Genomic DNA, 22560 nt, shown 5'->3' with positions numbered 1-22560 from the left:
CCTAAATAAAGGCTGTATGGCTTATTAACACCATACAGCCCCCAAAATACTACAGTATAGATTCTCCTTTATCCTTCCTTAGAGCTTTATAGAAAGAGTAAACCATCAACAGCATGATAAACGAAAATGGTAATGCTGCTGAAATTAATGCATTTTGAAGTGCCTGCAGTCCACCAGTATAAAGGAGTACAGCAGCTATTGTTGATTGGGCAAAGCCCCATACAAATTTAACAGCTGTTGGAGGGGATAAAGAACCATTAGTTGTCTGCATGCCAAGAACAAAGGTGGCTGAATCTGCTGACGTAATAAAAAATGTTCCAATCAACAGGATAGCCAATATGGACAAAATTACACTAAATGGAAATTGGTCAAACATCCCGAATAGAGCTTGTTCATCAGGCAGCCCGGCAATGTCTGCACCATTATTTTGCGCATTAATTCCTGACATTCCAAATGTAGCAAACCATAAGAAGCTGATAACGGAAGGAACAATCAGAACGCCTGATAAAAATTCGCGAATAGTGCGTCCTTTCGATATACGGGCAATAAAGATACCAACGAAAGGGGCCCAGGCAATCCACCAGGCCCAGAAGAAGACGGTCCAGTCCATAACCCATTGACGTTCCCCTTTATCATTTGGTGAGATCCGTAAACTCTCTGTTGGAAGACTTTGTATATATGCACCAGTTGTATCTATAAGTGAATTTAAAATGTACAAAGTCGGTCCAAGAATTAAGGTGGCAAAGAACAAAATTCCAGCTAAGGTCATGTTGGCATTACTTAAATATTTGATGCCTTTACTTAGACCGGAGTAAGCGGAAAACATAAATAATATAGTTACAACAATAATAATGATTAGTTGCACCCAGAACGAACTATCGATTCCAAACAGGTAGGTGAACCCGCCATTTATCTGTGTTGCACCAAATCCAAGGGTAGTGGCAACACCAACTATTGTTGCGAACACAGCAATAATGTCTATAAACTTTCCCCAAGGTCCATTTATTTTATCTCCAAATAAGGGTTCAAGTGTAGCGCTAATTAGTCCGGGCTTCCCGTGACGAAACGTAAAATAAGCAAGAACTAAAGCAATAATGGCGTAAATTGCCCATGCATGTATGCCATATTGGAAGAAAGTGATACGCAATGCATCCTCAAGTGCTTCTACTGTACCGGGTTTGGCCGTAGGAGGTGTCTCAATATAATGGGATACAGGCGAAGCTACACCATAAAATACAAGTCCGATTCCCATGCCGGCACTAAATAGCATGGCAAACCATGAGGCATAACTGAATTCGGGCCTGTCACTTTGCTTGCCTAGCCTGATTTTTCCATACGGGCTGATGATCAGGTATAAACAAAAAATGACAAACAACGAAACAATTAATAAATAATACCAGCCAAAGTGAATCGATATATAGGTCATGATTGTGCCTGAAATATCTTCAAATCCTTTGGGATCGAAAATCCCCCAAAAGGATAAAATCAATGTAATAGCTAATGTAATCCAAAAAACGGGAGTTACCTTTTTCATTTCGTTCACCTTCCTCCTTTATCATCTTGTAGGTTATTATTTCTGATATGAGTGGTTTTATCCCAATAAAAAATCCGCTGGTTGATCCAATGTCAAACCAGCGGATATATTTATTTTCTTGTTATTTGTTCCTGAGCCATTTTGATCATTTCTTTGACCATGTTCCCACCAATGGGTCCACCAATTTTCCCAGCTTGTTCAGACGTGAGTTGACCGTTATTCTTTTTCTTTAAATGGATACCTTGTTCATCGGCGACTTCGTATTTTACGGCATCAGGATCGGACGCGTTCACCTCATACCCTTTTGCCTCCATTACGCGGCCTTTTAGTTGATCCAATTCTTTTCGTGCATTCGGGACCAGGATTTTATTATTCCTTGTCATATTTTATTCACCTCCCCATACAGAGTAGGGTTTCCTAATTTTCAATTCTGACTAATTCTAATTAGTTATCTAAACTGATTAGAAATGGTATTATGGTTATAAAGTCTTAAATCTGCTAGTCAGTAATAGAAAGAGGATATAAAATGAATAAAGAGGTTACTCCTCCCTCACAGGAGATGGAAAGCCATGCCGGGAAAAATGGTTCTATTTTAAGGGACTTGAAGGAGCTATTTAAAGCTGTCGTACTGTTATTAAATATATTACCTGTTTTTACGGGGTATTGGCTTGCGTTATATTTTACGAATGCATCTTTTAACGATCATTGGGGTATATTTTTATTAACCATTATAGGAAGTACAATGGTTATGGCAGGGGCACTTCTGCTTAATAACTGGTATGATGTTGATATTGATACAGTAATGGCCAGAACGAAAAATCGTCCAACAGTTACCGGCTCTATTTCGCTTAAAACGGTACTGTACATGGGAATTGCCTTTTCTGTAATTGGGTTTATTTTGCTGCTGTTCACAACAATTGAAGCGGCTATCTATGCATTTATAGGGTGGTTTACCTACGTCATCTTGTACACCATGTGGTCTAAGAGAAAATATACGCTTAATACAGTGATTGGAAGTATTTCAGGTGCAGTTACACCTTTAATTGGCTGGGCGGCAATTGAGCCGGCCTATCATATCGTGCCGATTATCTTATTCCTTATCTTGTTTATCTGGCAAATGCCTCATACATTTGCGATAGCAATTAAGAAGTATGATGAATATAAGGCTGCAAAAGTTGCCATGCTGCCAGTTGTTTATGGGTTTGGCATAACAAAACGACAGATGGTTGTCTATATCGCCTGTCTGCTCCCATTGCCATTTTTCTTAGCGCAACTTGGTACAGTATTTATTGTAGCTTCCACCATACTTACTGTCATTTGGTTGGTAGTCAGTATCGGCGGGTTTTTTACGAAGGATGATTGGAAATGGGCACAAGTAATGTTTCTTTGTTCAGTAAATTATTTAGCATTACTTTTCCTGATGATGATTATTGTTACAATACCTAATTAAGGAGGTACAACAATGACGGAAATTAAGAAAGGTGAAAATAAATTTTTTGCAGGGGATAATGAAGCAGAGCCTTTGGCAGAAATTACTTTCAGTCCTGCTGACGATGGTAAGTTAATTATTGACCATACGTTTGTTTCTGACGAGCTAAGTGGTCAAGGACTTGCCGGAAAGCTAGTGGAAAAGGTTGTTCGTTACGCCAGGGCAGAGGGAAAGAAAATCATACCCGAATGTTCTTATGCTAAAAGGAAAATAGATAAAACGCTAGAATTTCAAGATGTACTGGCACGATAGCAAGAAACCTAATAATTAGTTTAAATGCCATGGGGGCTTCACTTCCATGGTTTTTCTAATATAATGGGATAAGTGGGTTTTAAAAGAGAGTGATAGGTATGCAGCAAATAATGAAAACAGCATATGAAGGCATTATGGTCTTGCTTGTGATGCTCACACTCATAACCTTGTGGAGTGAAAACACATATAACTCCACGATAAACTGGATCGTGTGGGGGATATTTTTTATTGATTTTTGCATTCGTTTGTTGATGTCCAAGGAAAAATGGGAGTTTATTAAGCGAAACCCATTTCTTATCATAGCGATTATTCCGTTTGATCAGTTTTTCCAGATGGCTAGAATTGTACGGATTATTTATTTGTTTCGGATCAAGACAATCACAAAATACTATATTTCACCATATTTAAAAAAGCTAAATTTTCGTTCCATGAGTATACTTGTATCCGTGCTTGCCATTTTATTATTTATTGAATCGCTAGTAATTTTAAGGCTCGAAAGTTCGATTCAGACATATTATGACGCGTTATTTGTTTTATTTGGCTATTTGTTCTTTTTTGGTCATGATACGTTTATAATTGAGAACCAATTTTCAGTTTGGAGCTTAACCAGTATATCGATTGTTGGGATTGCGATTCAAGGGCTGGCATTGCAATGGGCGTTTTCAATTATAGAATCGCTGTTTGGAAGTTATAAAAAGAAACGGTCTGTATCCAAAGAGAACAAGGAAGTAGTGTAAGACATAAGATTTCCTGAAGAGGTTTATTCCTTCTCCAAAAAGTGAAAAGCTTTAGTAAAGGAGGAATTTAAAAATGAGTAAAAGTAATTCCGACAAAATTAAAGGCAGTGTGAATAAAGTTAAAGGTGAAATAAAGGATCAGTTTGGTAATGCAACAAATAATAAAGATATGCAGGCAAGTGGTAAAAAAGATAAAGCGGAAGGAAAGATACAGGACACAATTGCTGAAAAAGAAAAACGAAATGAGCCTTGATTTCCACTGACATAGTAAACTGAATTTAAATAGCGAACGGCCCTTAAAAGCCGTTCGCTTTTCTTATGCACTTATTTCAAAAATTCAAACACATTACCAGCTATATCGGTATTTTCAATTAATCCTGAGAACACCTCACTTTTCGGGCCGTATGCATAAACTGGAACATCGACACCTGTATGTCCGCCAGTTGTAAATCCTACACCTGCACGGTTATTAAAAACGTTTGAAATGGCACTGTATAATTTGTCGAAATCGTTTGTATCAGCAGCTTCTTTGATTGATGAAAGTTCCTTGTCAGTGAAATCAAACGCTACATATTTGTCCAGCACATCTTCTACAGACTTGCCATCGATAATTTCCTGTGCCATAAATTCAGGTGTGCGTTTAGCAGCTTTGATAGCTTCTGGATTAAAGTTGTAGTTTCCGTCGCGACCAACCGAAAATCCGCCTGTTGAATGATCAGCGGTTAATACAACCTGCGTGTGGCCATTTTCTTCAGCAAATTCAATTACTGTTTCAAATGCTCTTGCAAAGTCTTCCATTTCACTCATTGCGCCAACTGAATCATTAGCATGTCCAGCCCAATCGATTTGACTGCCTTCGACCATTAAGAAGAAACCATCTTTATCTTCGCTTAATTGGTCCAAAGCTGTTGTTGTCATTTCTGCTAATGTAGGCGTAGATTCATTGCGGTCTTTGGCTTTTGGCAGTCCAACTGGCGCAAACAAACCTAGTAATTGCTCATTTTCATTTTCTAGCATTTCTTCTGTTGTGGTCACATAATTATAACCATCTTCTTTGAATTCTTTAATCAAATTCCTGTCTTCACGGTCAAAATAATCAGTACCGCCGCCGAGCATAACATCAACTTTATGTTTACCATTTATCATTTCATCAAAGTAATCATCAGCAATATCATTATAATTATTTCGTGATACGTCATGCGCGCCAAATGCAGCCGGCGTTGCATGGTTGATTTGGGATGTTGCCACAAGCCCGGTAGCCATGCCGTTTTTCTTTGCTGCTTCAAGGACTGTTCCTACAGGTTCTTTATCATTATCTACTGAAATTGCGCCGTTATATGTTTTAATTGCTGCGGCCATCGAGGTTGCTGCCGCCGCTGAATCTGTAACATTCTCCTTGGGGTCTTCCGGATACGTTTTGGCCATGCCAACAAAATGTTTATCAAAAACTGTTTTTTCCATTTTTGTTGTAGATGGATCGTCTTTCATGTACCGATAGGCAGTTGTATAAGCTGGTCCCATACCATCACCGATCATGACAATAACATTCTTAACTTTTCCGTTATTACCTTTGCCTTTGTGCTTACCACTGTCAGCACTAGAATTTGTCGTGCTGATTCCAATCACACTGGCTGCAACTAACATAAAGACTGCTACGAAAATCCATGTTTTTTTTCTCATGTCCATCCTCCTTGGAATTTTTAATGTCTTCACCTAATATAGTAGATTAGGAAGCTATTTTTAAAAATAGTAGTTTTGTAGCGAATTTTGTAAAGTTTGTAAATAGAGTGTAAACGCGCTGGATTTGTTGCGGAAAACTAGTAGAAACGTATGATAAAACTTAATGATGGCTTCATAATTGGGTGGAACCCATGAGAAAAATAGTAGTTTTTGCCGATAGTCGAATAGACTAGTGATTTGGAAAAGGGAATCAGTAGATTTTGTCGAATAATATATATAGGTATTTTACACTTTAAGAAAGCATAAATCTTAATCGGTATAAAGTATAAAAAATCTAAGGCTTTCGCTATTAGTTCTTGGCGACAAGCCAAGATTTTCTAAAAAAGGATAGGTGAGAGAAGTGAAGTACATAACAGAATTAGAAGCATTTCTACCTAAGGATAGAATTTCTACAAATACAACGATATTAGAGCAGCATAGCCAGGATGAGTCCTATCATACACCGAGCCTGCCAGTAGTTGTCATTTACCCGGAAAATGCTGAAGAAGTAAGCCGAGTAATGGAAATCGCCAATAATCATAAAGTTCCAGTCGTACCCTTTGGCCTTGGTTCAAGTCTTGAAGGGCATGTTATTCCTTATCATGGTGGAATTTCAATCGACTTTTCATTAATGGATAAAATCATCGATGTAATGCCGGATGACTTTCTCGTAAAAGTACAACCTGGTGTTTCGCGTTCCAAATTAAATCAGGAATTAAAGAAACACGGGCTGTTTTTCTCGGTTGATCCAGGTGCTGATGCAACACTTGGTGGTATGGCTGCGACAAATGCCAGCGGAACAACCTCAGTGAAGTACGGGATCATGCGTGATCAGGTGAGGGACCTTGAGGTGGTACTTGCAGACGGAACCATTATGCATACAGGTAATCTGGCTGCTAAGTCTTCATCAGGTTATAATTTAAATGGATTATTTACAGGATCTGAAGGGACACTTGGCTGTTTTACAGAGTTAACCTTACGTGTATACGGCATTCCGGAAATGATTCTAGCAGGCAGAGCAACTTTCCATACAATTGATTCCGCAGTGGATGCTGTAGTGAATATTCTTTCTGCAGGTATCCAGGTAGCAAGAATTGAATTGGTCGATGAAGACTCAATTAAACAAGTGAATAAATATAGTGAAACAAATTATGCTGAGATGCCTACATTATTTATTGAATTTCGTGGTAACGAAGCAGGCTTAATGCAGGATATCGAATTTACGAAAGAAATATTGGCAGACCTCAACCATGATACATTTGAATTTGAAAAGGATACACAGGCACAGAACAAGTTATGGGAAGCGCGTCATACTGTGGCATATGCGTATAAACATGGATTCCCAGGTAAACAATTGATGACAACGGATGTATGCTTGCCGCTATCCGAACTTGCTGGGGCAATTAAATCTGCTAAACAGGCGTTGAAGGAGTATAACCTGGATGGAGGTATTGTTGGACACGTGGGGGATGGTAATTACCATACAACACTCATGTTTGATACTGAAAATCCGGTAGAGGTTGAAAATGCAGAGAAGTATAATAAACATATCGTCGAATACGCACTCAATCGCGGCGGGTCATGTACCGGTGAGCATGGTGTGGGAATCGGCAAAATGAAATATCAAGCTGAAGAACATGGGAAGGCACTACAGGCGATGAAAGCAATTAAATTATCGCTGGATCCGAACAACATTCTAAATCCAGGAAAAATATTCCCTAATGAATAATAGATAAAGAACCTACAAACGCTGTAGGTTCTTTTTAAGACTTTAAGGTATAAACGAAAATCTGTCTAGCTCCAGCACCCAGAAGCTGCCGTCATAAGCAATGGACACTACGAACGCTAAACCCAAGCGTTCTACGGTCCCTTGCTTATGCGTCCGCTTCTAAGCGGGGCGCTTTCGCTTTTCTTCGTTTATACCAATTTTTCCGTTAGCTTCATATATTCATCAATCGCTTCAATTACCGGCTTTAGAGAAGCGTTCCAGAACTCTTTTTTTTCAATATCTTGGTTTAAGTGACGTTCAGCTAATTGTTCAACCGTCATTTTGCCTGTATCGCGCAATAATGCGTCATACTGTTCAGGGAACTTTTCACCCTGTTCTTTGGCTAGTGCATAGATTCCATTGCTGAATAAGTATCCAATTGTATATGGGATGTTATAGAATGCCAAATCTGTATGATAAAAATGTGGGATAGTCATCCAATGGTAGTGGTTATTCTCGCTGATTGTATCACCATACATGTGATTCATTGTTGCTTCCATTAAATCGGAAATTTCTTTGGCAGTAAGTGGTCCTTGCTTCCTTTTATCATAAAGCTTCTGTTCAAATTCAAACATTGCCGGAACCGTTACCTGGTACTTCAAACCATTTAGGATTTTCAATTCAAGCAGGGCCAGCTTATCCTTTTCACTGGACGCGTGTTCAATGGCAGCATCCAACACTAGATTTTCAGCAAAGGTTGACGCCGTCTCGGCAACACTTGTGCTGACTTGTTTAGAAAACGCTGGTTCATCCTTCAAGATGTAATTGTGGTAAGCGTGACCTAGCTCATGAGCGATTGTCACAATGTCTTGATAACTTCCTGTATAAGTTAAAAAGATTCGGCTTTCCTTGGCCAAAGGCATGGACGCACAAAAGCCACCGTGCATTTTTCCTTTGCGATCTTCTGCTTCAATCCAGCCTTCATTAAACGCTTTTTCAGCAAACTTACCTAGCTTTTCACTGAATTTGTGGAACTGTGTAATGATAATTTCTGCTGCTTCACGATAAGGAATTTTTTTGTCTGGGGTAAAGCTTGGAGTGTCTGTGTCGTACCAATCCAGTTTTTCCAGATTCATAACTTGAGCTTTTCTTTTTAAAAACGATTGTACGATATCTCTATTCTCTTTAATGGCTGCAACCATTGTCTTTACCGTTTGTTGGTTAATTCTATTTTCCTCCATTGCTTCTTTCAAAACATTGTCCCAGCCGCGCTGTTTATACACATCGATACGAAATCCGTTTATCCGATTGAGCACAGTGGCGAATGATTCAGCTTGGTCTTTACAGATTTCCACCATTGCCCGTGCGGTTTTTTGCCTGACGGATCTATCACTCGAGAACATAACGTAGCTTAATGCCTGACCAATCGATACTTCTTCCTCCTTGCCATCTTTTTCAACAGGGATTCGTAAGTCGCCCATCATTTGTTCATAATAGTCTTCCCATCCATAAAACCCATTTATGGAGAGTGTATTAATTAGTTTCTCCATTTCTAGTGGTAGCTTATCATTCATTTTTTGTTTGCGTTCTTCTAAGTAAAATTGATATTTTTTAACATTATCGTTTTGTAGTAACTCATTCCAGTCCGTATCAGAAAGGCCCGCCAATAATTCATCCAAGTCAATTTTTAAAGATTCGATTTCCGCTTTTAATTTTTCACTTTCATCAATTAACTTGGCAACATCCGAATCATCGACATTTACGGAATATAGGCAGATTAAATATTCATCAAGTTCAAAAGCAGCACTGATAACTTCCTGAACTTCTTGAAAAATGCCAGCCAGACGCACTGTTTCAAATTGATCAAACGTTTGAACTTTTTCCTGAAGTCTTTTGATATCCAGCTTTAACTGCGAAATTAACGCATGTAATTTAGTTGAGTTCTTTCCACCTGGATAAAGGGATTCAAGATCCCAATTTTCACTAATTACCTTTTCCATAACTAATTCCCCCTTAAGACATCACTATAAATAAGTATAAAGTATTTCTGATTTACTTGTATCCGTCTTGAGGCTGACAAGGCGTAATTATTACCATTAATGAGGTTGTTGAAGTAAAGGATCAGATAGATAGTGGGAACCTCCATCCGCGGGATGTTAAAATTCGCCTAGCTTTCTCTATTGTAGAGATGTTATATGATACAGAAACTGCTGAAGCAAGTAAGGGATATTTTTAACCGTTTTTCAAAAAAATCAAATGCCGGATGAAATACCTGAAGTTATCTGGAATAAGGATAAGACGGCAGGCATTTTGAATCTGATCACGGAGCTAAACATGCTGCTATCAAAAAGTGAAGCGCTCCGGATGATTAAAAATGGAGGAATTCGCTTGAACCAGAAGAAGGTCGAGGATCCAAGCTTTATTGTAACGATAAGGGATGGTCTAGTTCTGCAGGCTGGAAAGCGAAAGTTTGTCAGGCTGAAATTAGAAAGGTAATGTGACCGAATTCCAGCTGTTAATAAAAAAAATACATTTTATCAGACCAAGAATTCAACATGAACCATTCTGAAAATTTCTTCACATTAAAAGTGAATTGCTATAAAATAGTAATTACAATTATTTCAAGGTGGAGAGGTATAACGCGATGTAAAGTCAAAGATGATGAAATAGTAGCTATCTTATCCGCGACATTGAATGTAGACGGTAAAATGATGAAGACAGCGAATTTATTTTTTGACACTTTTAAGAAGACAAATGAGGTTAGTTGGGAATTGATAAGAAGCTATATTGAAACGGGAGTTCCATTGGATCATCTTCAACTAAAATCTGAACCCGTTGGAAAATAGTGTGAACTCGGGAGAGACAGGCATGAACTTGAGACAAGACTGCGTCAACGCAGGAGAGAACCGCTATAACTCAGGACAGCACGCCCGTTCAACTTGGGAGACAATAGCATGAACTTATGACAGAACCACACCAACTCAGGAGACAGCAATATCACAATGGTTGAGCATACCCGAAGTTTTGGAGTATCATAGAGGTAACGACTTACCCAACTATTAAATAAAGGAGAGGTATTAAAAATGGATGAAAACTATTCTAATAAGTACTTTCAACTAGAAACAATCGCAGATGGCGTATATGCCGCAATCGAGAAAAAAGGCGGCGGAGCATTTGCTAATGCGGGGATAATCGATTTGGGAGATCAGACAATTGTATTTGACACTTTAAATACACAACAAGCCGGTGAAGCTTTAAGACAAGCTGCAGAAGATGTTACAGGAAAACCTGTTTCTTTGGTTATCAATAGCCACTGGCATGGCGATCATATTCATGGAAATCAATCGTTTCCTGAAAGTAAAATTGTTTCAAGTCGCAAAACCCGTGACAAAATGGCGGAGATGCATCCGACAAAAATGAAAAATGATAAAGATAATCTTGACATATTACATAATAAGATTGATTCAATGGAAAGTGAGTATGCCAAAACAAATGATCCGAAATTAGCAACTGATATTGATTTCCAAAAAGAAATTGCTGAGTCATTGCCAACACTTGAATTGGTTCTTCCGCAGTACACGTTTCAGGATGAGTTTTCCCTCCACGGGACCAAGCGTTCAGTAAATATACTTACCTACGGCGGTGGACATACGCTTTGTGACGCAATTCTTTATCTCCCTGAGGAAAAAATTGCTTTCCTTAGTGATTTATTATTTGTGAAATCACATCCAATCTTTTTTCCGGAAACTAACCTGGAACAATGGGCCGAGAATTTGAAAAAAGTCGATGAAATAGATATCAAGACAGTGATTCCAGGACACGGACCTGTCGCAACCAAAGAGGAATTCGGTCCAATTATTGACTATATGCAGGATATCAGTAAATTGGCGAAAAGTGACCAGGATATCGATGCAATTGAAATACCGGAAAAGTATAAGGATTGGGAATCAGGTAATGTGTTTCATCCCAACTTAAAAGTCCTAAGAGAGAAGTAACTGAATGGAGCAAATAATTGCATTAGGTGGCGGGGGATTTTCCATTGAACCGGATAATCCCCTGCTAGATTTATATATATTGGAACAATCCGATAAGCTTTATCCGAAGATCTGTTTTTTAGCGACTGCAAGCGGGGATGCAGAGGGATATATTGAAAGATTCTACGACTTTTTTAAAGATCAAAAATGTAAGCCTTCTCATTTATCATTGTTTAAGCCCTTTACTAAAAATATAGAGCAATTCATTATCAAGGTCAAAAACTTATTAGGGCAATTAGTTCAAGGCCAAATGCAAGGGCATACAGAGTGAAATTTAGCGAAAAAGGAGCTGTCGAGGAAGAAATAGAAACAGAATACTTAGGATAATAAATCAAAAAAAGGAATGTTGCATAATGAATAGATTGAATCTTTTAACACTTGGGGTAGAAGATATCGGAAAATCACTTCAATTTTATTGGGACGGGCTATGATTTGAAACTTCTGAGGACAGTGAGAATCCAGTTATCGTGTTCTTTAAAAATGCTGAAACAAAATTGTATCCATTGTAAGAGCTAGTGAAGGAAATTGATGAATTTGGAGGCAGATGATGACTAAGGGAATAATCCACCATGTCGAGCTGTATGTATCCGATTTGAAACGTTCGGTTGAGTTTTGGAGCTGGTTTCTGCAAGAACTTGGTTATCAAGCCTTTCAGGAATGGGACGGAGGGAAAAGTTTCAAACTTGGCGAAACCTATATCGTTTTTGTGCAGGCAGATGAACGATTTCTTGATGTCCCCTACCATCGCAAGGGAATTGGTTTGAATCATCTGGCGTTCCATGCTGAATCTAGGGAACATGTAGATGCAATAACAAGCAGACTAAAAAGGAATGAAATTACAATTTTGTACCCCGATAAGCATCCATTTGCGGGCGGGGAAGGCCATTATGCCGTCTACTTCGAGGACCCTGATAGGGTGAAGGTAGAATTGGTAGCGCCAAATATCTAAAGAAGGCGTGATAAATTGCAAATAAAAGGTATTAGTCATCTTTTGTTTTCCGTTTCGAATTTAGAGAGATCTATTGAATTTTATCAAAATGTTTTTCAAGCGGAGCTGTTGGTGAAAGGGAATAGCACAGCTTATTTTGACCTGAACGGGCTTTGGCTCGCACTCAACCTTGAAAAAGATATACCACGAGAAGAGATAAAAGAGTCCTACACGCACACTGCGTTTAGCATTGATGAAGATGAATTTGCTAAGGCCTGTGAACTTCTTGAAGAACTAGAAGTAAACATTCTGAATGGCAGGAAAAGAGATAGCCAAGATAAGAACTCCATCTATTTTACTGATCCCGATGGGCATAAATTTGAATTCCATACGGGCACTTTAGCAGACCGAATGAATTATTATCAAAAAGATAAAAAACATATGACATTTTTTGAAGAAAGGCGGGATGATAAATGAGCGATCCTAAGCATATTGTTTCCGCGGCAACAGTCGTTCTTAACGAAAGAAAAGAACTTCTGCTAATAAAGGGTCCACGCAGAGGCTGGGAAATACCTGGGGGTCAGGTGGAAGAGGGCGAGTCCTTAAGGGATGCCGCGATTAGGGAAACCAAGGAAGAGTCAGGAATTGATATAGAAATCACGAAGTTTTGCGGGATTTATCAAAGTGTTTCAAGGAGTATTTGCAATTCATTGTTCTTAGGGAAACCAGTAGGTGGGCAGCCTACTACTAGCAGTGAAAGCTTAGAGGTCGGTTATTTCCCACTTGAAAAAGCTTTAGCGATGGTTACTTGGACCAATTTTCGGAAAAGAATTGAAAATTGCTTAGATAAAGAGAAACATCCTTTTTTGGTGGAATTTAACAGTAAAGTTGAATAGTAAAGTGGTGGATTAATTGCAAGCAAAAAGAATACATATAATGAAAATTTGGTTGTGCTGCAGAATTCTACAGACACAAAGAATTATTTGAGGAAAATAAGGGGAGTATAACATGAACTTTACATTAGAAAATGGCAAAGAAGCCATCGTTCGCGAGTATAAAACAGAAGACTTTTCGGCAATCCAAGAACTTAATGCTAGTGAGGGCTGGAATACATTAGTTGAGCGGGGGAGGAGACCAAAGAAGCATTGGAGAATTCCAACGTTTCCTATGTTGTTATAGTAGACAATCAGGTATCAGGGTATATAAGAGGTTTTACCGATAAACAAATAACGCTGTATATTTGTGAAGTTATTATAGGAAAAGAACTTCGTGGATCGGGAATTGGCAAGAATCTATTGAAATACGTTCATAACCTTTATCCAAATACTAGAATGGAATTACTTGGACTCAGCACGTCAAAGGCTTTTTATGAAAAGTTAGGATTTCGCAGTTTTTATGGATTTAGAAAAACCTTCAATGAATAGGCGAACTTTAAAAGAATTGAACCCCTTAAACTTTTATAAAAATTTGTATGAACCGTGCAATAAGTGGAATAGAAATACGCACTTGATGCACTGTCAAGGAAGGGGATTATGGTGAAGAAAAAAATAATTTTATTTATTATCCTGGCAGTGATTCTGACACAAATGCCTATTATCGGAAAGTATTTCTCAATTGTTAACACATTAATACATGAAATGGGTCACTCGCTAATTGCTATTATTACCGGAGGCAAAGTAGAGTCTATTTCTTTATTTTCCAACACGGAAGGTACCACACTTTCTAGTTACCAATTCTGGATTGGCGGGTTTCTAACTAGTTTAGCGGGGTATGTCTTTTCATCTTTCATGGCCTTTTTATTTATGATTTTAATTTATAAGAGAAAAAGTGGCTATGTCCTATCAATTCTACTAATAATATTAGTTATTGGCCTGTTGTTCTGGGTTCGAAATCCTTTTGGGTTATTCTGGATTATCACAATAATTATTGGATTTTCAATAGTATTGGTGAAGGGTTCAAAGACAGTGTTAGAATATTTAGCGTTATTCATTACGTCGCTGCTGCTTGTGGAATCTGTTACATCTGCGTTTGAAATTATGTATCTTGGCTTTATTTCCCCGAGCAATGCCGGCGATGCAACTAATTTAGCAAAGGTAACATTTATTCCGACGCTGTTATGGGGGGTTTTATTCTTTATACAATCCCTTTTTTTCGCACGACTAGGATTGAAGCGGTTTTTTTCTAAGCGATTTAGAACAAATTAATTGTTAGTTTCGGAAGGAGGAAAGCACTTGGGACAGACTAAAAAGCATCACAGGGCATTAGGTGTTTACAGTATATATGAAGAAAATAATCAACTATTAGTTATCGATAAAAACGGTGGACCCTATACCAATCGCTTCGATTTGTTCTGAAAGCCTTTGAATGGTTAAAAACAAAGGAATTAGGATTACATATGGTTAACTATCAAGATTGGCAAGTTAAGAGGTGATTAGATCATGAACACTTGGGAAAAGAATTCTATAAATACAAGCCGTGGCACTTTTGAGGTTTTTGTCAAAGGTGAAGGCATGTCAATTTGTGTAACCCATCTTTATTCATCATTTAACGAATCGGGCGACTACTTTGCTGATTCCTTCACACACAATCACAAAGTTTATTTGGTCAATTTAAGAGAGTCTGGGGGCTCAGAAAAGGCGCATGAGCCGTACCAGCTAAGTATGCTGGAGGCATTATTCGATCTTGAGGAAATTCGAGAAACAATTGGCATTGCAAAGTGGACGTTTGCTGGACATTCTACTGGTGGCATGCTAGGAATCATGTACGGCATCTATTTTTCTGATAGCTTGGATTCTTTACTAGTCATTGGTGCAGCTGCCCGTGATTATACTTTTTCAACCAACTGTATTTATAATCCAGACCATCCTCAATTCACTAGAATGCAAGAGCTGATCGAAATACTTAAACAATCCGGTCTGTCCGATCAAAAGAGGAAAGATATTTCAATTGAACGAACGAAGCTATCGCTTCATCAATCTGCCCGATACGAACAGCTATTTGATAAGAATATACATAAAAAGATGTCAGCAGCCAGAATGAACTTTTTCAATCGGGAGCTTCCTATATTTGATGTAACTCAGAAGTTGAAGTTAATTACAGTGCCAACGCTAATTATTTGCGGGAAACATGATGTACAATGTCCTTTGCAGTACTCCATGGAAATGAAAGAAAACATATTCGAATCCGATTTAGTTATTTTCCGTGAAAGCAACCATTATCCATTTTTAGAGGAAAAACAATTATTCCAAGCTGAAATTGATAAGTTCTTGAAAGGGTTGTGATGAGCCGTGAATACGACGGGGTTAAGAAAGATATTAACAACCTATAAAAACAATGATTATCAAATTGATAAGTCACTTGATATGTCCGAACTTACTGCTGCTATGCTGAGGGAAATCGGCAATGTGGATCCAGTATTAAGAGATGAACTAATTTATCTTTCTTTTGCGCAGCTGATTATTAGTGATACTTATTCAGATGAGATCCTTAATGAATTGCACCATACGTGTTTGGACCAGAATCATTTATTTTATAAAATCGGTGAAACGGATACAGATTCCGTCTTTACCAGGTCCTTTTCTTCGTTAATCATTGCCGTATTATTGCACGTTAATCTTGAAAAAGGATTTTTGACAGAAGTGGAAATCGCGGACACTTCCACATTGCTCGTGAAATATCTAAGCCAGGAACAGGACGTCAGGGGAATGGTCCCTAATAAAGGCTGGGCGCACAGTGTTGCACATATAGCAGATGCGATAGATGAACTAATCAAGCAACCAAGTCTTCCAACAGTGAACTTAGAGGTTATTTTCCATGCGTTGTTAAGTAAAATGGCCTTCCATAAAGAACATTTCCTATATGATGAAGAAGAACGAATGGCAATTCCGATTGTTACTATGCTGCAACGTGGATTTGACGAATCGATAATTTGCGAAAAAGTTATCAAGCTTACCGATGACTTAAAGCAAGATGTTTCGGCGGATAATCAATCTTATTATATATACCGCGCGAATGTGAAACAATTTTTAAGTAGTCTATTTTTCCACCTGGAGATGACAGAACAAGCCAGGGATGTTAGAGATTCTATTAAACAAGGGCTTTTCCAAATGAATCAACCGTATTATCAGATGTAATGCGCTTATATTATGTTATTGTATTCATTCAACTTCACACACACTCCTTCACTACGATGAGTCAACATCGGTTCGTGCTAGATGGTGCGGAACTCGGGCGGAAATACCATCGCTTTCCCCTTATCCCACACAAAATTTCACCTTGCATTTTTCTCCATAATCGTATATATTTTTTGGAATACATAAAAAGGATATGACGCTATGAACCCAATACTACTGGATTTTCCACATGAGTTTGAAACGGAACGATTACTGCTAAGAATGCCTATTCCTGGTGATGGAGAAGCTGTTCACGAAGCGATAACCGCCTCCATCAATGAGCTTAGACCTTGGATGGGTTTTGCTCAAAATGACCAAACGAAAGCTGAAGTTGAAACTAATACCCGAGAAGCACACATTAGTTTCCTAAAAAGAGAGAAACTAAGAATGCTGGTTTTTCTCAAAGATACCAATCAGTTTGTTGGGTCCTCAGGCTTGCATAACATTGATTGGGATGTACGAAAGTTTGAAATTGGCTACTGGGGTGATACACGTTTCTGTGGAAAAGGCTATATGACAGAGGCAATTGCAGGTTTAACAGTGTTCACCTTTAATGAACTTCATGCGAATCGGGTCCAAATTCAATGTGATTCTCGTAATAGTAGAAGCCGTGCGATTCCAGAGAGACTGGGATATGAATTGGAAGGTATTATTCGAAACGAAGATCTATCAGTCGATGGCAAGGAGCTGAGAGATACCTGTATGTATGCTAAAGTAAAGGGTAGATAGAAATGCAGTTATTTGGAAAGGAACCATCCAATGTATTTAACAATAAAAGAAACGGCAGAACATTTATCCATGCCTGAATCCAAAATTAAAGCGTTGATCCAACAAAAACGAATACGTACGATCCACGATGGAGAGCAATTTTTAGTAAATGAAGATCAATTTACCACTCACTTTGAGCAAGTAGAAAAATATAGAAAAATGATACAGGACTATTTGGATGAACCGATACCGGAGGACATTGATGTTAAGGATGAAGATTAAATGAAAAGGAAACAAATAAATAATGATTCCAACCACGAAACCTATACAGTTGATAAACCAATAGAATTATTGCCATTCCTATTAAATGTAATGATCAACCGCAGCCGAAATTCGGTTAAATCAATACTTACACGCGGACAAGTTTCTGTCGATGATGATCCAACAACTAAACATAATTACCAGCTAAGGCCAGGGCAAGAAGTCGGGATTCTTAAAAATAAGGTTGCGGCAAAGGTAAATAAAATGACTGGGTTTTCAATTCTATACGAAGATAAAGACATTATTGTAATCAACAAGGAGGCTGGATTGCTTTCGATTGCATCAGCTAAAGAAAAAAAACTGACCGCTTATAGTCAGTTGATGGACTATGTTCGAATCGAAAGTCCGAAGAATCGCATCTTTGTTGTTCACCGCTTGGACCGGGATACATCCGGGGTGATGATTTTTGCCAAGAACGAAAAAACGAAACGAAAGCTGCAGGATAATTGGAAGGCAGTTGTAAGAGAACGAACATACGTGGCGCTTGTAGAAGGGGCGGTTAAGAAATCCAGGGGGACTACAGCCTCTTGGTTAAAAGAAAGCAGTACATTCGTTATGTACTCAAGTTCTAAATCTGGAGACGGGGTACGTGCTGTCACACATTATCAAAAGGTACAGGCCAATGCTGAATTCTCGTTATTGAAAGTTAATCTGGAGACAGGGAAAAAGAACCAAATACGTGTTCATATGAAGGATATCGGTCACCCAATTGTTGGGGATAAAAAGTACGGGGCGAGTACAAATGCCATTGGAAGACTTGGCCTTCATGCTACTGTTCTAGCGTTTGAGCATCCTGCATCCGGAAAGCTGCTGCGCTTTGAAGCAAAAATTCCAGATGCATTTACAAGCAAATCAAGGTAAAAGTATGCTAAAGTTAAAGATGATTATATTCGATGATTCGGGTGGTACCTTTGATTGGTACGACCCGAATTTTAATGAGGAGTCTACGATGATAAGAAATAATTCACTGCCATTTACCGTGGCAAAAACAGAGAACTTTTTTGAACGTCTAGGGGATTATGTTGGGGATGTATTTTATGATATATTGCCTGAAAAGGGTTACGAACTGCGTGATGAACAAATATATATGGCCTTCCAATTGGAACAGGCTTTTAAAAATAAACGGGCAATATTTGCCGAGGCAGGGGTTGGAACGGGAAAAACCTTTGTTTATTTATTGTACGCTATTTGTTATGCACGTTACCGGGGGAAGCCAGCAATTATCTCCTGTGCGGATGAAACGTTAATTGAGCAACTTGTGAAACAGGGTGGCGATATTGAGAAGCTTGAAAAGGCATTGGACTTATCTATCGATGTTAGATTAGCGAAATCACGTGAACAGTACGTATGTATGAAAAAACTGGATCCAATCGCAAACCAAACCGATAATCAGGATATCTTAAACGTTCATGATGAGATTCCTGATTTTGTCTTTGACACCAGTACTTCGATGAAATCTTTTGAGCGTTATGGCGATCGAAAAGAATATCCATGGGTTTCAAATGAAACATGGGAAAAAATAGCCTGGGATCCATTGCAGCAATGTTCAACCTGTGAATGGCGCCACTTGAGTGGGCAAACATTGAACCGGGAATATTATCGTCATGCGACAGATCTTATTATATGCTCCCATGACTTTTATATGGAACATGTCTGGACGAAAGAATCCAGAAAGCGTGAGGGTCAATTACCGCTGCTACCAGAATCAAGCAGTGTCGTTTTTGATGAAGGACATTTGCTGGAATTCGCGGCCCAGAAAGGCTTAACCTATCGTTTTAACTTTGAAGCTCTAAGTAAAGTACTGACAGGTTATATGGGACAGGATGTAAGAGAAGACTCGCTATATGTAATTGAAGATATTCTTCAATTACACGAGGAATGGTTTGATTTGCTTCGGGATACCGCTGCAGTAGTGGAAGGGTCAAATCGGCTTGAAATAGCTTTTTCAGACAACATGATTGAAATAGCAGGTCGTCTATATGATAAAGTTCAGCAGTTGCTGGAACAGTTGGTGTTTGATGCGGAACTGTTCACAATAGAGGACTACCACGTGAAAATCATTGAGGAGTATTTGGAATTTTTTTCATATGGTCTGTCAATTTTATTAAAGGATAATGAGGGAATCTATTGGCTTGAGGAAAATAATACAACGAGTACATTGGTGATTATGCCAAGGCTGGTGGAAGAGGTGTTGAAGAAGGAAGTATTTTCTCGGAAACTGCCATTTATCTTTTCATCGGCTACGTTATCACAGGCAGGAGATTTCACCCATTTGGCTGGCAGCCTAGGAATTGAAGCATATGATTCCTGCTCAGTCGCTTCACCATTTGACTATGGGAAACGAATGACAATTAACGGACATATCGAAGCAAGTTTACAAGAGAAGTGGATAAAGCTAGGGAAGCAATTGCATGAAAATAAAGGAAAATCATTGGTTTTATTTTCGTCAATGGAGGAAATGAATCTGTTCCGTGAGTGGGCGGGGAATCAAACATGGCCATTTAGCATGTTATATGAAGGTGATCAGGAAATCAGTAAGACCGTACGTGATTTTCAAACTAATCATTCTGCCGTACTATGCTCGTATAATCTGTGGGAAGGCTTGGATGTCCCTGGAAATGCGCTAACAAGAGTAATTATTTCATCCTTGCCTTTTCCGCCTAAAGACCCTGTTTTTCAGGCTAAACGTAAGCACGCGGAAAATCCTGAACTGGAGGTTGACGTTCCGTACATGGTTCTTCGTTTACGGCAGGGAATTGGCCGTTTGATTCGCACAAATGAAGATTATGGCGAGATTGATATTTGGATGACAGCAGAAGAAGTCAAGAACCATAAAAAGACAATTGAACGAGTTATGCCTGTTGAGGTGGAATGGCAATAAGGGGTAATTGGCTCCAGCGTCTAGTAACTAGCAAATCCACTAGTTTTCGGTCAACATCACCACTTTGTCCCAGTTTACAAGCAAAAGATTCACTTTGACTTAAAGGGAACAATCACTACTGTGAGGGTTCCTTTTCTTCTATCTAGCTTGTATAATTGACTGAATAAAAAATGTATTCCGGCAGTGAGGAGTGGCTGATATCAGTGAAGAAAAAAACGGATGCTGCATTAATAAAATTAGTTAATAAAAAGCATCGCCCTGCATTGGAAGAGCTTTACGAGAGGTATATTAAATTAATCTATAGTGTTGTCCTGAAGTTCTGTAATGGAAATGAGGAAGTGGCCAAGGAAATGGTTCAATTGATTTTTTTAAAGCTTTGGACGATGAAAAGCAGTTATGATCCCTCTAAAGGAAAGTTTGTAAATTGGTTACTTACCATTGTTCGAAATGTATGCATTGATTATATCAGAAAAGAGAAAAAGCACCCGCAGGATTATGGCAAGTATGAAACAGATACAACAATTAATTTGGCCGATCCAACCGATACAATTGGTGAAAATATAAAAGGTATTGAAATAGCCAATGCAAAAAACAAACTATCCGCTTCCCAGCGAAGGGTAATAGATTTACTTTATTGGGAGGGGTATTCTCTTACTGAAATAGCAAAAATGGAAAATGCGCCGGTGGGAACTATAAAGAGCAGGCTATATCAGTCTTTGAAACAATTAAGGAAACACCTGGAACTGGAGGGTTCATAGATGGGGAGGGAATGTGAGCATTTACTTTATTACATAGCAAATACACTTGATGAGACAGAACGAAATAGTTTCAAGAGGCATTTGAATCATTGCGAGGAATGCAGAAAAGAATATCAGCAGCTAATGGAAACATGGGAGGAATTGCAGTTTGACTTTGAAGAACAAGAGGTCCCGCAATCTTTAAAGGCTGAGGTGCTTGATTATGTATTCGAAAATGATAATCAGACCACAGACCTTACAATGAAAGATAAGCTTAAACGATGGGGACTTTTCTTAAAAAGACAGTTTACACCATTGACAACAACTATAGTACTTGTGATGTTGGTCGTGATAAGCGGATTAACGTTTGTAAGCATTCAATCAAATAATCAACTAGCTAATGAAACGAACAATCCTATTGCAATTCTATCGTCTATGACCCTTACAGCGACTGATGAAAATTCAAGTAACGCAACTGGTAATGCGTTTATTGTTAAAGAAGGAGAAGAAAGAAAGCTTGTGATTCAGGTAAATGATCTGCCAAAACCAGAGGGAGATAAAGTTTACCAGGTATGGCTCTTGGAAAATGGTGAACGACAAAATGCAGGTATATTTACAACGAATGAATCCGGTTCTGGAATTTTAACGTATCAGCTATCTAATGAACAATCGTTTGATAAAATAGGAATAACGATGGAACCTGATCAAAGCAGTACCCAGCCTAAAGGTAAGAAAGTAATTGGGTCATAAGGTGTAACTCATTCAGATGGGTATTACTGTCCGTTAAATTGTGACAAAACAAATGCTGTCCCAACTTAGGGTTAAACCCTTTTGGGACAGCTTTAATAGTATCTTGTTTCTATAGTTTCTGCTTAAATTCTTTGACCTTTTTTTCTGTATCAGATGTTAACTGATTAATCCTTTCCATATTCAATTTATCTTTTTTAACTTCTGCTTTTAATGGGTATAGACTTTCTTCAATATTTTCGTAGTCCTCTGGATACTTTTCCTCTACCATTTTTTCAATTTCATCCCATTTTTCTCCTACCTTAATCCCCGTATTTTTAATTTTCTCGTTGTCGTCCGGCGATTTAGTTATAACTGTTTTTAACTCATCTAGTGAAACGAGTACTTGATCAACCCCGTCTGTAAGATCAGTAGTATCGGTTTCATCCGACTGTGTGGTATCTTCCTCGGGTGCGCCACCTTCTGAATCTTCCATGTTTGGTCCATTTTGACCTTCATTAGACTTCTCTTCATCACCTGAACTGCATGCAGCAGTCATCAATAATAAAGTTGTAAGCAACATGAGATATAAAATTTTTCTCATTTGAAACACT

28 protein-coding genes and 1 pseudogene are annotated in these 22560 nt (G+C 38.5%); 24 read left to right on the top strand and 5 right to left on the bottom strand.

All coding sequences use genetic code 11. The features are described 5' to 3' along the window. Positions 1 to 49 precede the first annotated feature (49 nt). The gene (locus CFK37_RS02565; protein ID WP_089060430.1) at positions 50 to 1534 is read right to left on the bottom strand and encodes a glycine betaine uptake BCCT transporter; all 1485 of its coding nucleotides are present in this window, start codon (positions 1532 to 1534) and stop codon (positions 50 to 52) included. 110 nt (positions 1535 to 1644) lie between these two features. Continuing rightward, entirely contained in the window at positions 1645 to 1917 is a 273-nt protein-coding gene (locus CFK37_RS02560; RefSeq protein ID WP_089060429.1) for an alpha/beta-type small acid-soluble spore protein, read from the bottom strand. Between the two features lie 143 nt (positions 1918 to 2060). Between CFK37_RS02560 and cyoE the strand changes: the two genes are divergently transcribed. The 4 genes from cyoE (at position 2061) to CFK37_RS02540 (ending at position 4265) form a co-directional block, all read left to right on the top strand. Further along, complete coding sequence (cyoE, locus tag CFK37_RS02555; protein ID WP_089060428.1) at positions 2061 to 2984, top strand: heme o synthase; 924 nt, start codon at positions 2061 to 2063, stop codon at positions 2982 to 2984. Positions 2985 to 2996: 12 nt separating this feature from the next. Further along, positions 2997 to 3275 carry a GNAT family N-acetyltransferase gene (locus tag CFK37_RS02550; protein WP_089060427.1) on the top strand — a complete coding sequence of 93 codons (279 nt, stop codon included), beginning with the start codon at positions 2997 to 2999 and terminating at the stop codon, positions 3273 to 3275. A 98-nt stretch (positions 3276 to 3373) separates the two neighbouring features. After that, on the top strand, positions 3374 to 4012 hold the full coding sequence (locus CFK37_RS02545) for a transporter (RefSeq protein WP_089060426.1): 639 nt from the start codon (positions 3374 to 3376) through the stop codon (positions 4010 to 4012). 73 nt (positions 4013 to 4085) lie between these two features. Beyond that, the gene (locus tag CFK37_RS02540; RefSeq protein ID WP_089060425.1) at positions 4086 to 4265 is read left to right on the top strand and encodes a CsbD family protein; all 180 of its coding nucleotides are present in this window, start codon (positions 4086 to 4088) and stop codon (positions 4263 to 4265) included. 71 nt (positions 4266 to 4336) lie between these two features. On the opposite strand, the gene CFK37_RS02535 is transcribed toward CFK37_RS02540, so the two are convergent. Continuing rightward, positions 4337 to 5692 (bottom strand): alkaline phosphatase, encoded by a 1356-nt coding sequence (locus tag CFK37_RS02535; RefSeq protein ID WP_089060424.1) that lies wholly within the window; start codon positions 5690 to 5692, stop codon positions 4337 to 4339. A gap of 400 nt (positions 5693 to 6092) precedes the next feature. Here CFK37_RS02535 and CFK37_RS02530 point away from each other — a divergent pair, with 400 nt between their 5' ends. Then, on the top strand, positions 6093 to 7460 hold the full coding sequence (locus tag CFK37_RS02530) for an FAD-binding oxidoreductase (protein WP_089060423.1): 1368 nt from the start codon (positions 6093 to 6095) through the stop codon (positions 7458 to 7460). 188 nt (positions 7461 to 7648) lie between these two features. Here CFK37_RS02530 and CFK37_RS02525 read toward each other — a convergent pair whose 3' ends face one another. Beyond that, entirely contained in the window at positions 7649 to 9439 is a 1791-nt protein-coding gene (locus CFK37_RS02525; protein ID WP_089060422.1) for a M3 family oligoendopeptidase, read from the bottom strand. Between the two features lie 256 nt (positions 9440 to 9695). Here CFK37_RS02525 and CFK37_RS02520 point away from each other — a divergent pair, with 256 nt between their 5' ends. The 19 genes and pseudogenes from CFK37_RS02520 to CFK37_RS02440 all read left to right on the top strand — a co-directional run bounded on the left by CFK37_RS02520 (position 9696) and on the right by CFK37_RS02440 (position 21970). After that, on the top strand, positions 9696 to 9935 hold the full coding sequence (locus tag CFK37_RS02520; RefSeq protein ID WP_089060421.1) for a S4 domain-containing protein: 240 nt from the start codon (positions 9696 to 9698) through the stop codon (positions 9933 to 9935). A 59-nt stretch (positions 9936 to 9994) separates the two neighbouring features. After that, on the top strand, positions 9995 to 10285 hold the full coding sequence (locus CFK37_RS02515) for a hypothetical protein (protein ID WP_089060420.1): 291 nt from the start codon (positions 9995 to 9997) through the stop codon (positions 10283 to 10285). 237 nt (positions 10286 to 10522) lie between these two features. Further along, positions 10523 to 11434: an MBL fold metallo-hydrolase gene (locus tag CFK37_RS02510; RefSeq protein ID WP_089060419.1), complete on the top strand. Its 912-nt coding sequence runs from the start codon at positions 10523 to 10525 to the stop codon at positions 11432 to 11434. Positions 11435 to 11438: 4 nt separating this feature from the next. After that, a pseudogene (locus tag CFK37_RS02505) lies at positions 11439 to 11687 on the top strand (Type 1 glutamine amidotransferase-like domain-containing protein); the annotation flags it as partial. 333 nt (positions 11688 to 12020) lie between these two features. Next, on the top strand, positions 12021 to 12422 hold the full coding sequence (locus CFK37_RS02500; protein WP_089060417.1) for a VOC family protein: 402 nt from the start codon (positions 12021 to 12023) through the stop codon (positions 12420 to 12422). A 15-nt stretch (positions 12423 to 12437) separates the two neighbouring features. Continuing rightward, entirely contained in the window at positions 12438 to 12878 is a 441-nt protein-coding gene (gene fosB / locus CFK37_RS02495) for a metallothiol transferase FosB (RefSeq protein ID WP_089060416.1), read from the top strand. Next, positions 12875 to 13297 carry an NUDIX hydrolase gene (locus CFK37_RS02490; protein WP_089060415.1) on the top strand — a complete coding sequence of 141 codons (423 nt, stop codon included), beginning with the start codon at positions 12875 to 12877 and terminating at the stop codon, positions 13295 to 13297. The genes fosB and CFK37_RS02490 overlap by 4 nt, the downstream gene beginning before the upstream one ends. A 112-nt stretch (positions 13298 to 13409) precedes the next feature. Next, positions 13410 to 13580: a hypothetical protein gene (locus tag CFK37_RS20600; RefSeq protein ID WP_342746736.1), complete on the top strand. Its 171-nt coding sequence runs from the start codon at positions 13410 to 13412 to the stop codon at positions 13578 to 13580. Beyond that, the gene (locus CFK37_RS02485) at positions 13547 to 13825 is read left to right on the top strand and encodes a GNAT family N-acetyltransferase (RefSeq protein WP_342746735.1); all 279 of its coding nucleotides are present in this window, start codon (positions 13547 to 13549) and stop codon (positions 13823 to 13825) included. Before CFK37_RS20600 ends, CFK37_RS02485 begins: the two co-directional genes overlap by 34 nt. 108 nt (positions 13826 to 13933) lie before the next feature. Then, complete coding sequence (locus CFK37_RS02480; RefSeq protein ID WP_245837294.1) at positions 13934 to 14605, top strand: M50 family metallopeptidase; 672 nt, start codon at positions 13934 to 13936, stop codon at positions 14603 to 14605. Positions 14606 to 14632: 27 nt separating this feature from the next. After that, positions 14633 to 14755 carry an NUDIX hydrolase gene (locus CFK37_RS20315; RefSeq protein ID WP_425445358.1) on the top strand — a complete coding sequence of 41 codons (123 nt, stop codon included), beginning with the start codon at positions 14633 to 14635 and terminating at the stop codon, positions 14753 to 14755. An 84-nt stretch (positions 14756 to 14839) separates the two neighbouring features. Then, complete coding sequence (locus CFK37_RS02475) at positions 14840 to 15682, top strand: alpha/beta fold hydrolase (protein ID WP_089060414.1); 843 nt, start codon at positions 14840 to 14842, stop codon at positions 15680 to 15682. A 6-nt stretch (positions 15683 to 15688) separates the two neighbouring features. After that, positions 15689 to 16534, top strand: coding sequence for a DUF2785 domain-containing protein (locus tag CFK37_RS02470; protein WP_089060413.1), 846 nt, complete (start codon positions 15689 to 15691; stop codon positions 16532 to 16534). A gap of 201 nt (positions 16535 to 16735) precedes the next feature. Continuing rightward, complete coding sequence (locus tag CFK37_RS02465; RefSeq protein ID WP_089060412.1) at positions 16736 to 17302, top strand: GNAT family N-acetyltransferase; 567 nt, start codon at positions 16736 to 16738, stop codon at positions 17300 to 17302. A gap of 30 nt (positions 17303 to 17332) precedes the next feature. Then, complete coding sequence (locus tag CFK37_RS02460) at positions 17333 to 17563, top strand: excisionase family DNA-binding protein (protein WP_089060411.1); 231 nt, start codon at positions 17333 to 17335, stop codon at positions 17561 to 17563. After that, the gene (locus CFK37_RS02455) at positions 17564 to 18463 is read left to right on the top strand and encodes an RluA family pseudouridine synthase (protein ID WP_089060410.1); all 900 of its coding nucleotides are present in this window, start codon (positions 17564 to 17566) and stop codon (positions 18461 to 18463) included. Between the two features lie 88 nt (positions 18464 to 18551). Then, positions 18552 to 20483: an ATP-dependent DNA helicase gene (locus CFK37_RS02450; RefSeq protein WP_089063517.1), complete on the top strand. Its 1932-nt coding sequence runs from the start codon at positions 18552 to 18554 to the stop codon at positions 20481 to 20483. Positions 20484 to 20686: 203 nt separating this feature from the next. After that, positions 20687 to 21241 (top strand): RNA polymerase sigma factor, encoded by a 555-nt coding sequence (locus CFK37_RS02445; RefSeq protein WP_089060409.1) that lies wholly within the window; start codon positions 20687 to 20689, stop codon positions 21239 to 21241. Continuing rightward, a complete protein-coding gene (locus CFK37_RS02440; protein ID WP_089060408.1) occupies positions 21242 to 21970 on the top strand; it encodes an anti-sigma factor in 729 nt (242 codons plus the stop codon). A 109-nt stretch (positions 21971 to 22079) separates the two neighbouring features. Here the strand turns inward: CFK37_RS02440 and CFK37_RS02435 are convergent, their stop codons facing one another. Then, positions 22080 to 22550: a hypothetical protein gene (locus CFK37_RS02435; RefSeq protein WP_089060407.1), complete on the bottom strand. Its 471-nt coding sequence runs from the start codon at positions 22548 to 22550 to the stop codon at positions 22080 to 22082. Positions 22551 to 22560 lie beyond the last annotated feature (10 nt).

Origin of the sequence: Virgibacillus phasianinus (assembly GCF_002216775.1) — a bacterium.
In the GTDB taxonomy this organism is placed as follows: Bacteria; Bacillota; Bacilli; order Bacillales; family Amphibacillaceae; genus Virgibacillus_F; species Virgibacillus_F phasianinus.
This window is presented reverse-complemented; position numbering and strand designations above follow the sequence as displayed.

What these genes read in the sequence shown, in the direction of transcription:
- CFK37_RS20600 (WP_342746736.1), top strand. Translation starts at nt 13,410, where the DNA reads ATGAACTTTACATTAGAAAATGGCAAAGAAGCCATCGTTCGCGAGTAT.
- CFK37_RS02500 (WP_089060417.1), top strand. Translation starts at nt 12,021, where the DNA reads ATGACTAAGGGAATAATCCACCATGTCGAGCTGTATGTATCCGATTTG.
- CFK37_RS02540 (WP_089060425.1), top strand. Translation starts at nt 4,086, where the DNA reads ATGAGTAAAAGTAATTCCGACAAAATTAAAGGCAGTGTGAATAAAGTT.
- CFK37_RS02515 (WP_089060420.1), top strand. Translation starts at nt 9,995, where the DNA reads ATGAACCATTCTGAAAATTTCTTCACATTAAAAGTGAATTGCTATAAA.
- CFK37_RS02440 (WP_089060408.1), top strand. Translation starts at nt 21,242, where the DNA reads ATGGGGAGGGAATGTGAGCATTTACTTTATTACATAGCAAATACACTT.
- CFK37_RS02450 (WP_089063517.1), top strand. Translation starts at nt 18,552, where the DNA reads ATGATAAGAAATAATTCACTGCCATTTACCGTGGCAAAAACAGAGAAC.
- CFK37_RS02520 (WP_089060421.1), top strand. Translation starts at nt 9,696, where the DNA reads ATGCCGGATGAAATACCTGAAGTTATCTGGAATAAGGATAAGACGGCA.
- cyoE (WP_089060428.1), top strand. Translation starts at nt 2,061, where the DNA reads ATGAATAAAGAGGTTACTCCTCCCTCACAGGAGATGGAAAGCCATGCC.
- CFK37_RS02560 (WP_089060429.1), bottom strand. Translation starts at nt 1,917, where the DNA reads ATGACAAGGAATAATAAAATCCTGGTCCCGAATGCACGAAAAGAATTG.
- CFK37_RS02435 (WP_089060407.1), bottom strand. Translation starts at nt 22,550, where the DNA reads ATGAGAAAAATTTTATATCTCATGTTGCTTACAACTTTATTATTGATG.
- CFK37_RS02510 (WP_089060419.1), top strand. Translation starts at nt 10,523, where the DNA reads ATGGATGAAAACTATTCTAATAAGTACTTTCAACTAGAAACAATCGCA.
- CFK37_RS02480 (WP_245837294.1), top strand. Translation starts at nt 13,934, where the DNA reads ATGGTGAAGAAAAAAATAATTTTATTTATTATCCTGGCAGTGATTCTG.
- CFK37_RS02550 (WP_089060427.1), top strand. Translation starts at nt 2,997, where the DNA reads ATGACGGAAATTAAGAAAGGTGAAAATAAATTTTTTGCAGGGGATAAT.
- CFK37_RS02525 (WP_089060422.1), bottom strand. Translation starts at nt 9,439, where the DNA reads ATGGAAAAGGTAATTAGTGAAAATTGGGATCTTGAATCCCTTTATCCA.
- CFK37_RS02455 (WP_089060410.1), top strand. Translation starts at nt 17,564, where the DNA reads ATGAAAAGGAAACAAATAAATAATGATTCCAACCACGAAACCTATACA.
- CFK37_RS02490 (WP_089060415.1), top strand. Translation starts at nt 12,875, where the DNA reads ATGAGCGATCCTAAGCATATTGTTTCCGCGGCAACAGTCGTTCTTAAC.
- CFK37_RS02465 (WP_089060412.1), top strand. Translation starts at nt 16,736, where the DNA reads ATGAACCCAATACTACTGGATTTTCCACATGAGTTTGAAACGGAACGA.
- CFK37_RS02545 (WP_089060426.1), top strand. Translation starts at nt 3,374, where the DNA reads ATGCAGCAAATAATGAAAACAGCATATGAAGGCATTATGGTCTTGCTT.
- CFK37_RS02460 (WP_089060411.1), top strand. Translation starts at nt 17,333, where the DNA reads ATGTATTTAACAATAAAAGAAACGGCAGAACATTTATCCATGCCTGAA.
- CFK37_RS02565 (WP_089060430.1), bottom strand. Translation starts at nt 1,534, where the DNA reads ATGAAAAAGGTAACTCCCGTTTTTTGGATTACATTAGCTATTACATTG.
- CFK37_RS02475 (WP_089060414.1), top strand. Translation starts at nt 14,840, where the DNA reads ATGAACACTTGGGAAAAGAATTCTATAAATACAAGCCGTGGCACTTTT.
- CFK37_RS02535 (WP_089060424.1), bottom strand. Translation starts at nt 5,692, where the DNA reads ATGAGAAAAAAAACATGGATTTTCGTAGCAGTCTTTATGTTAGTTGCA.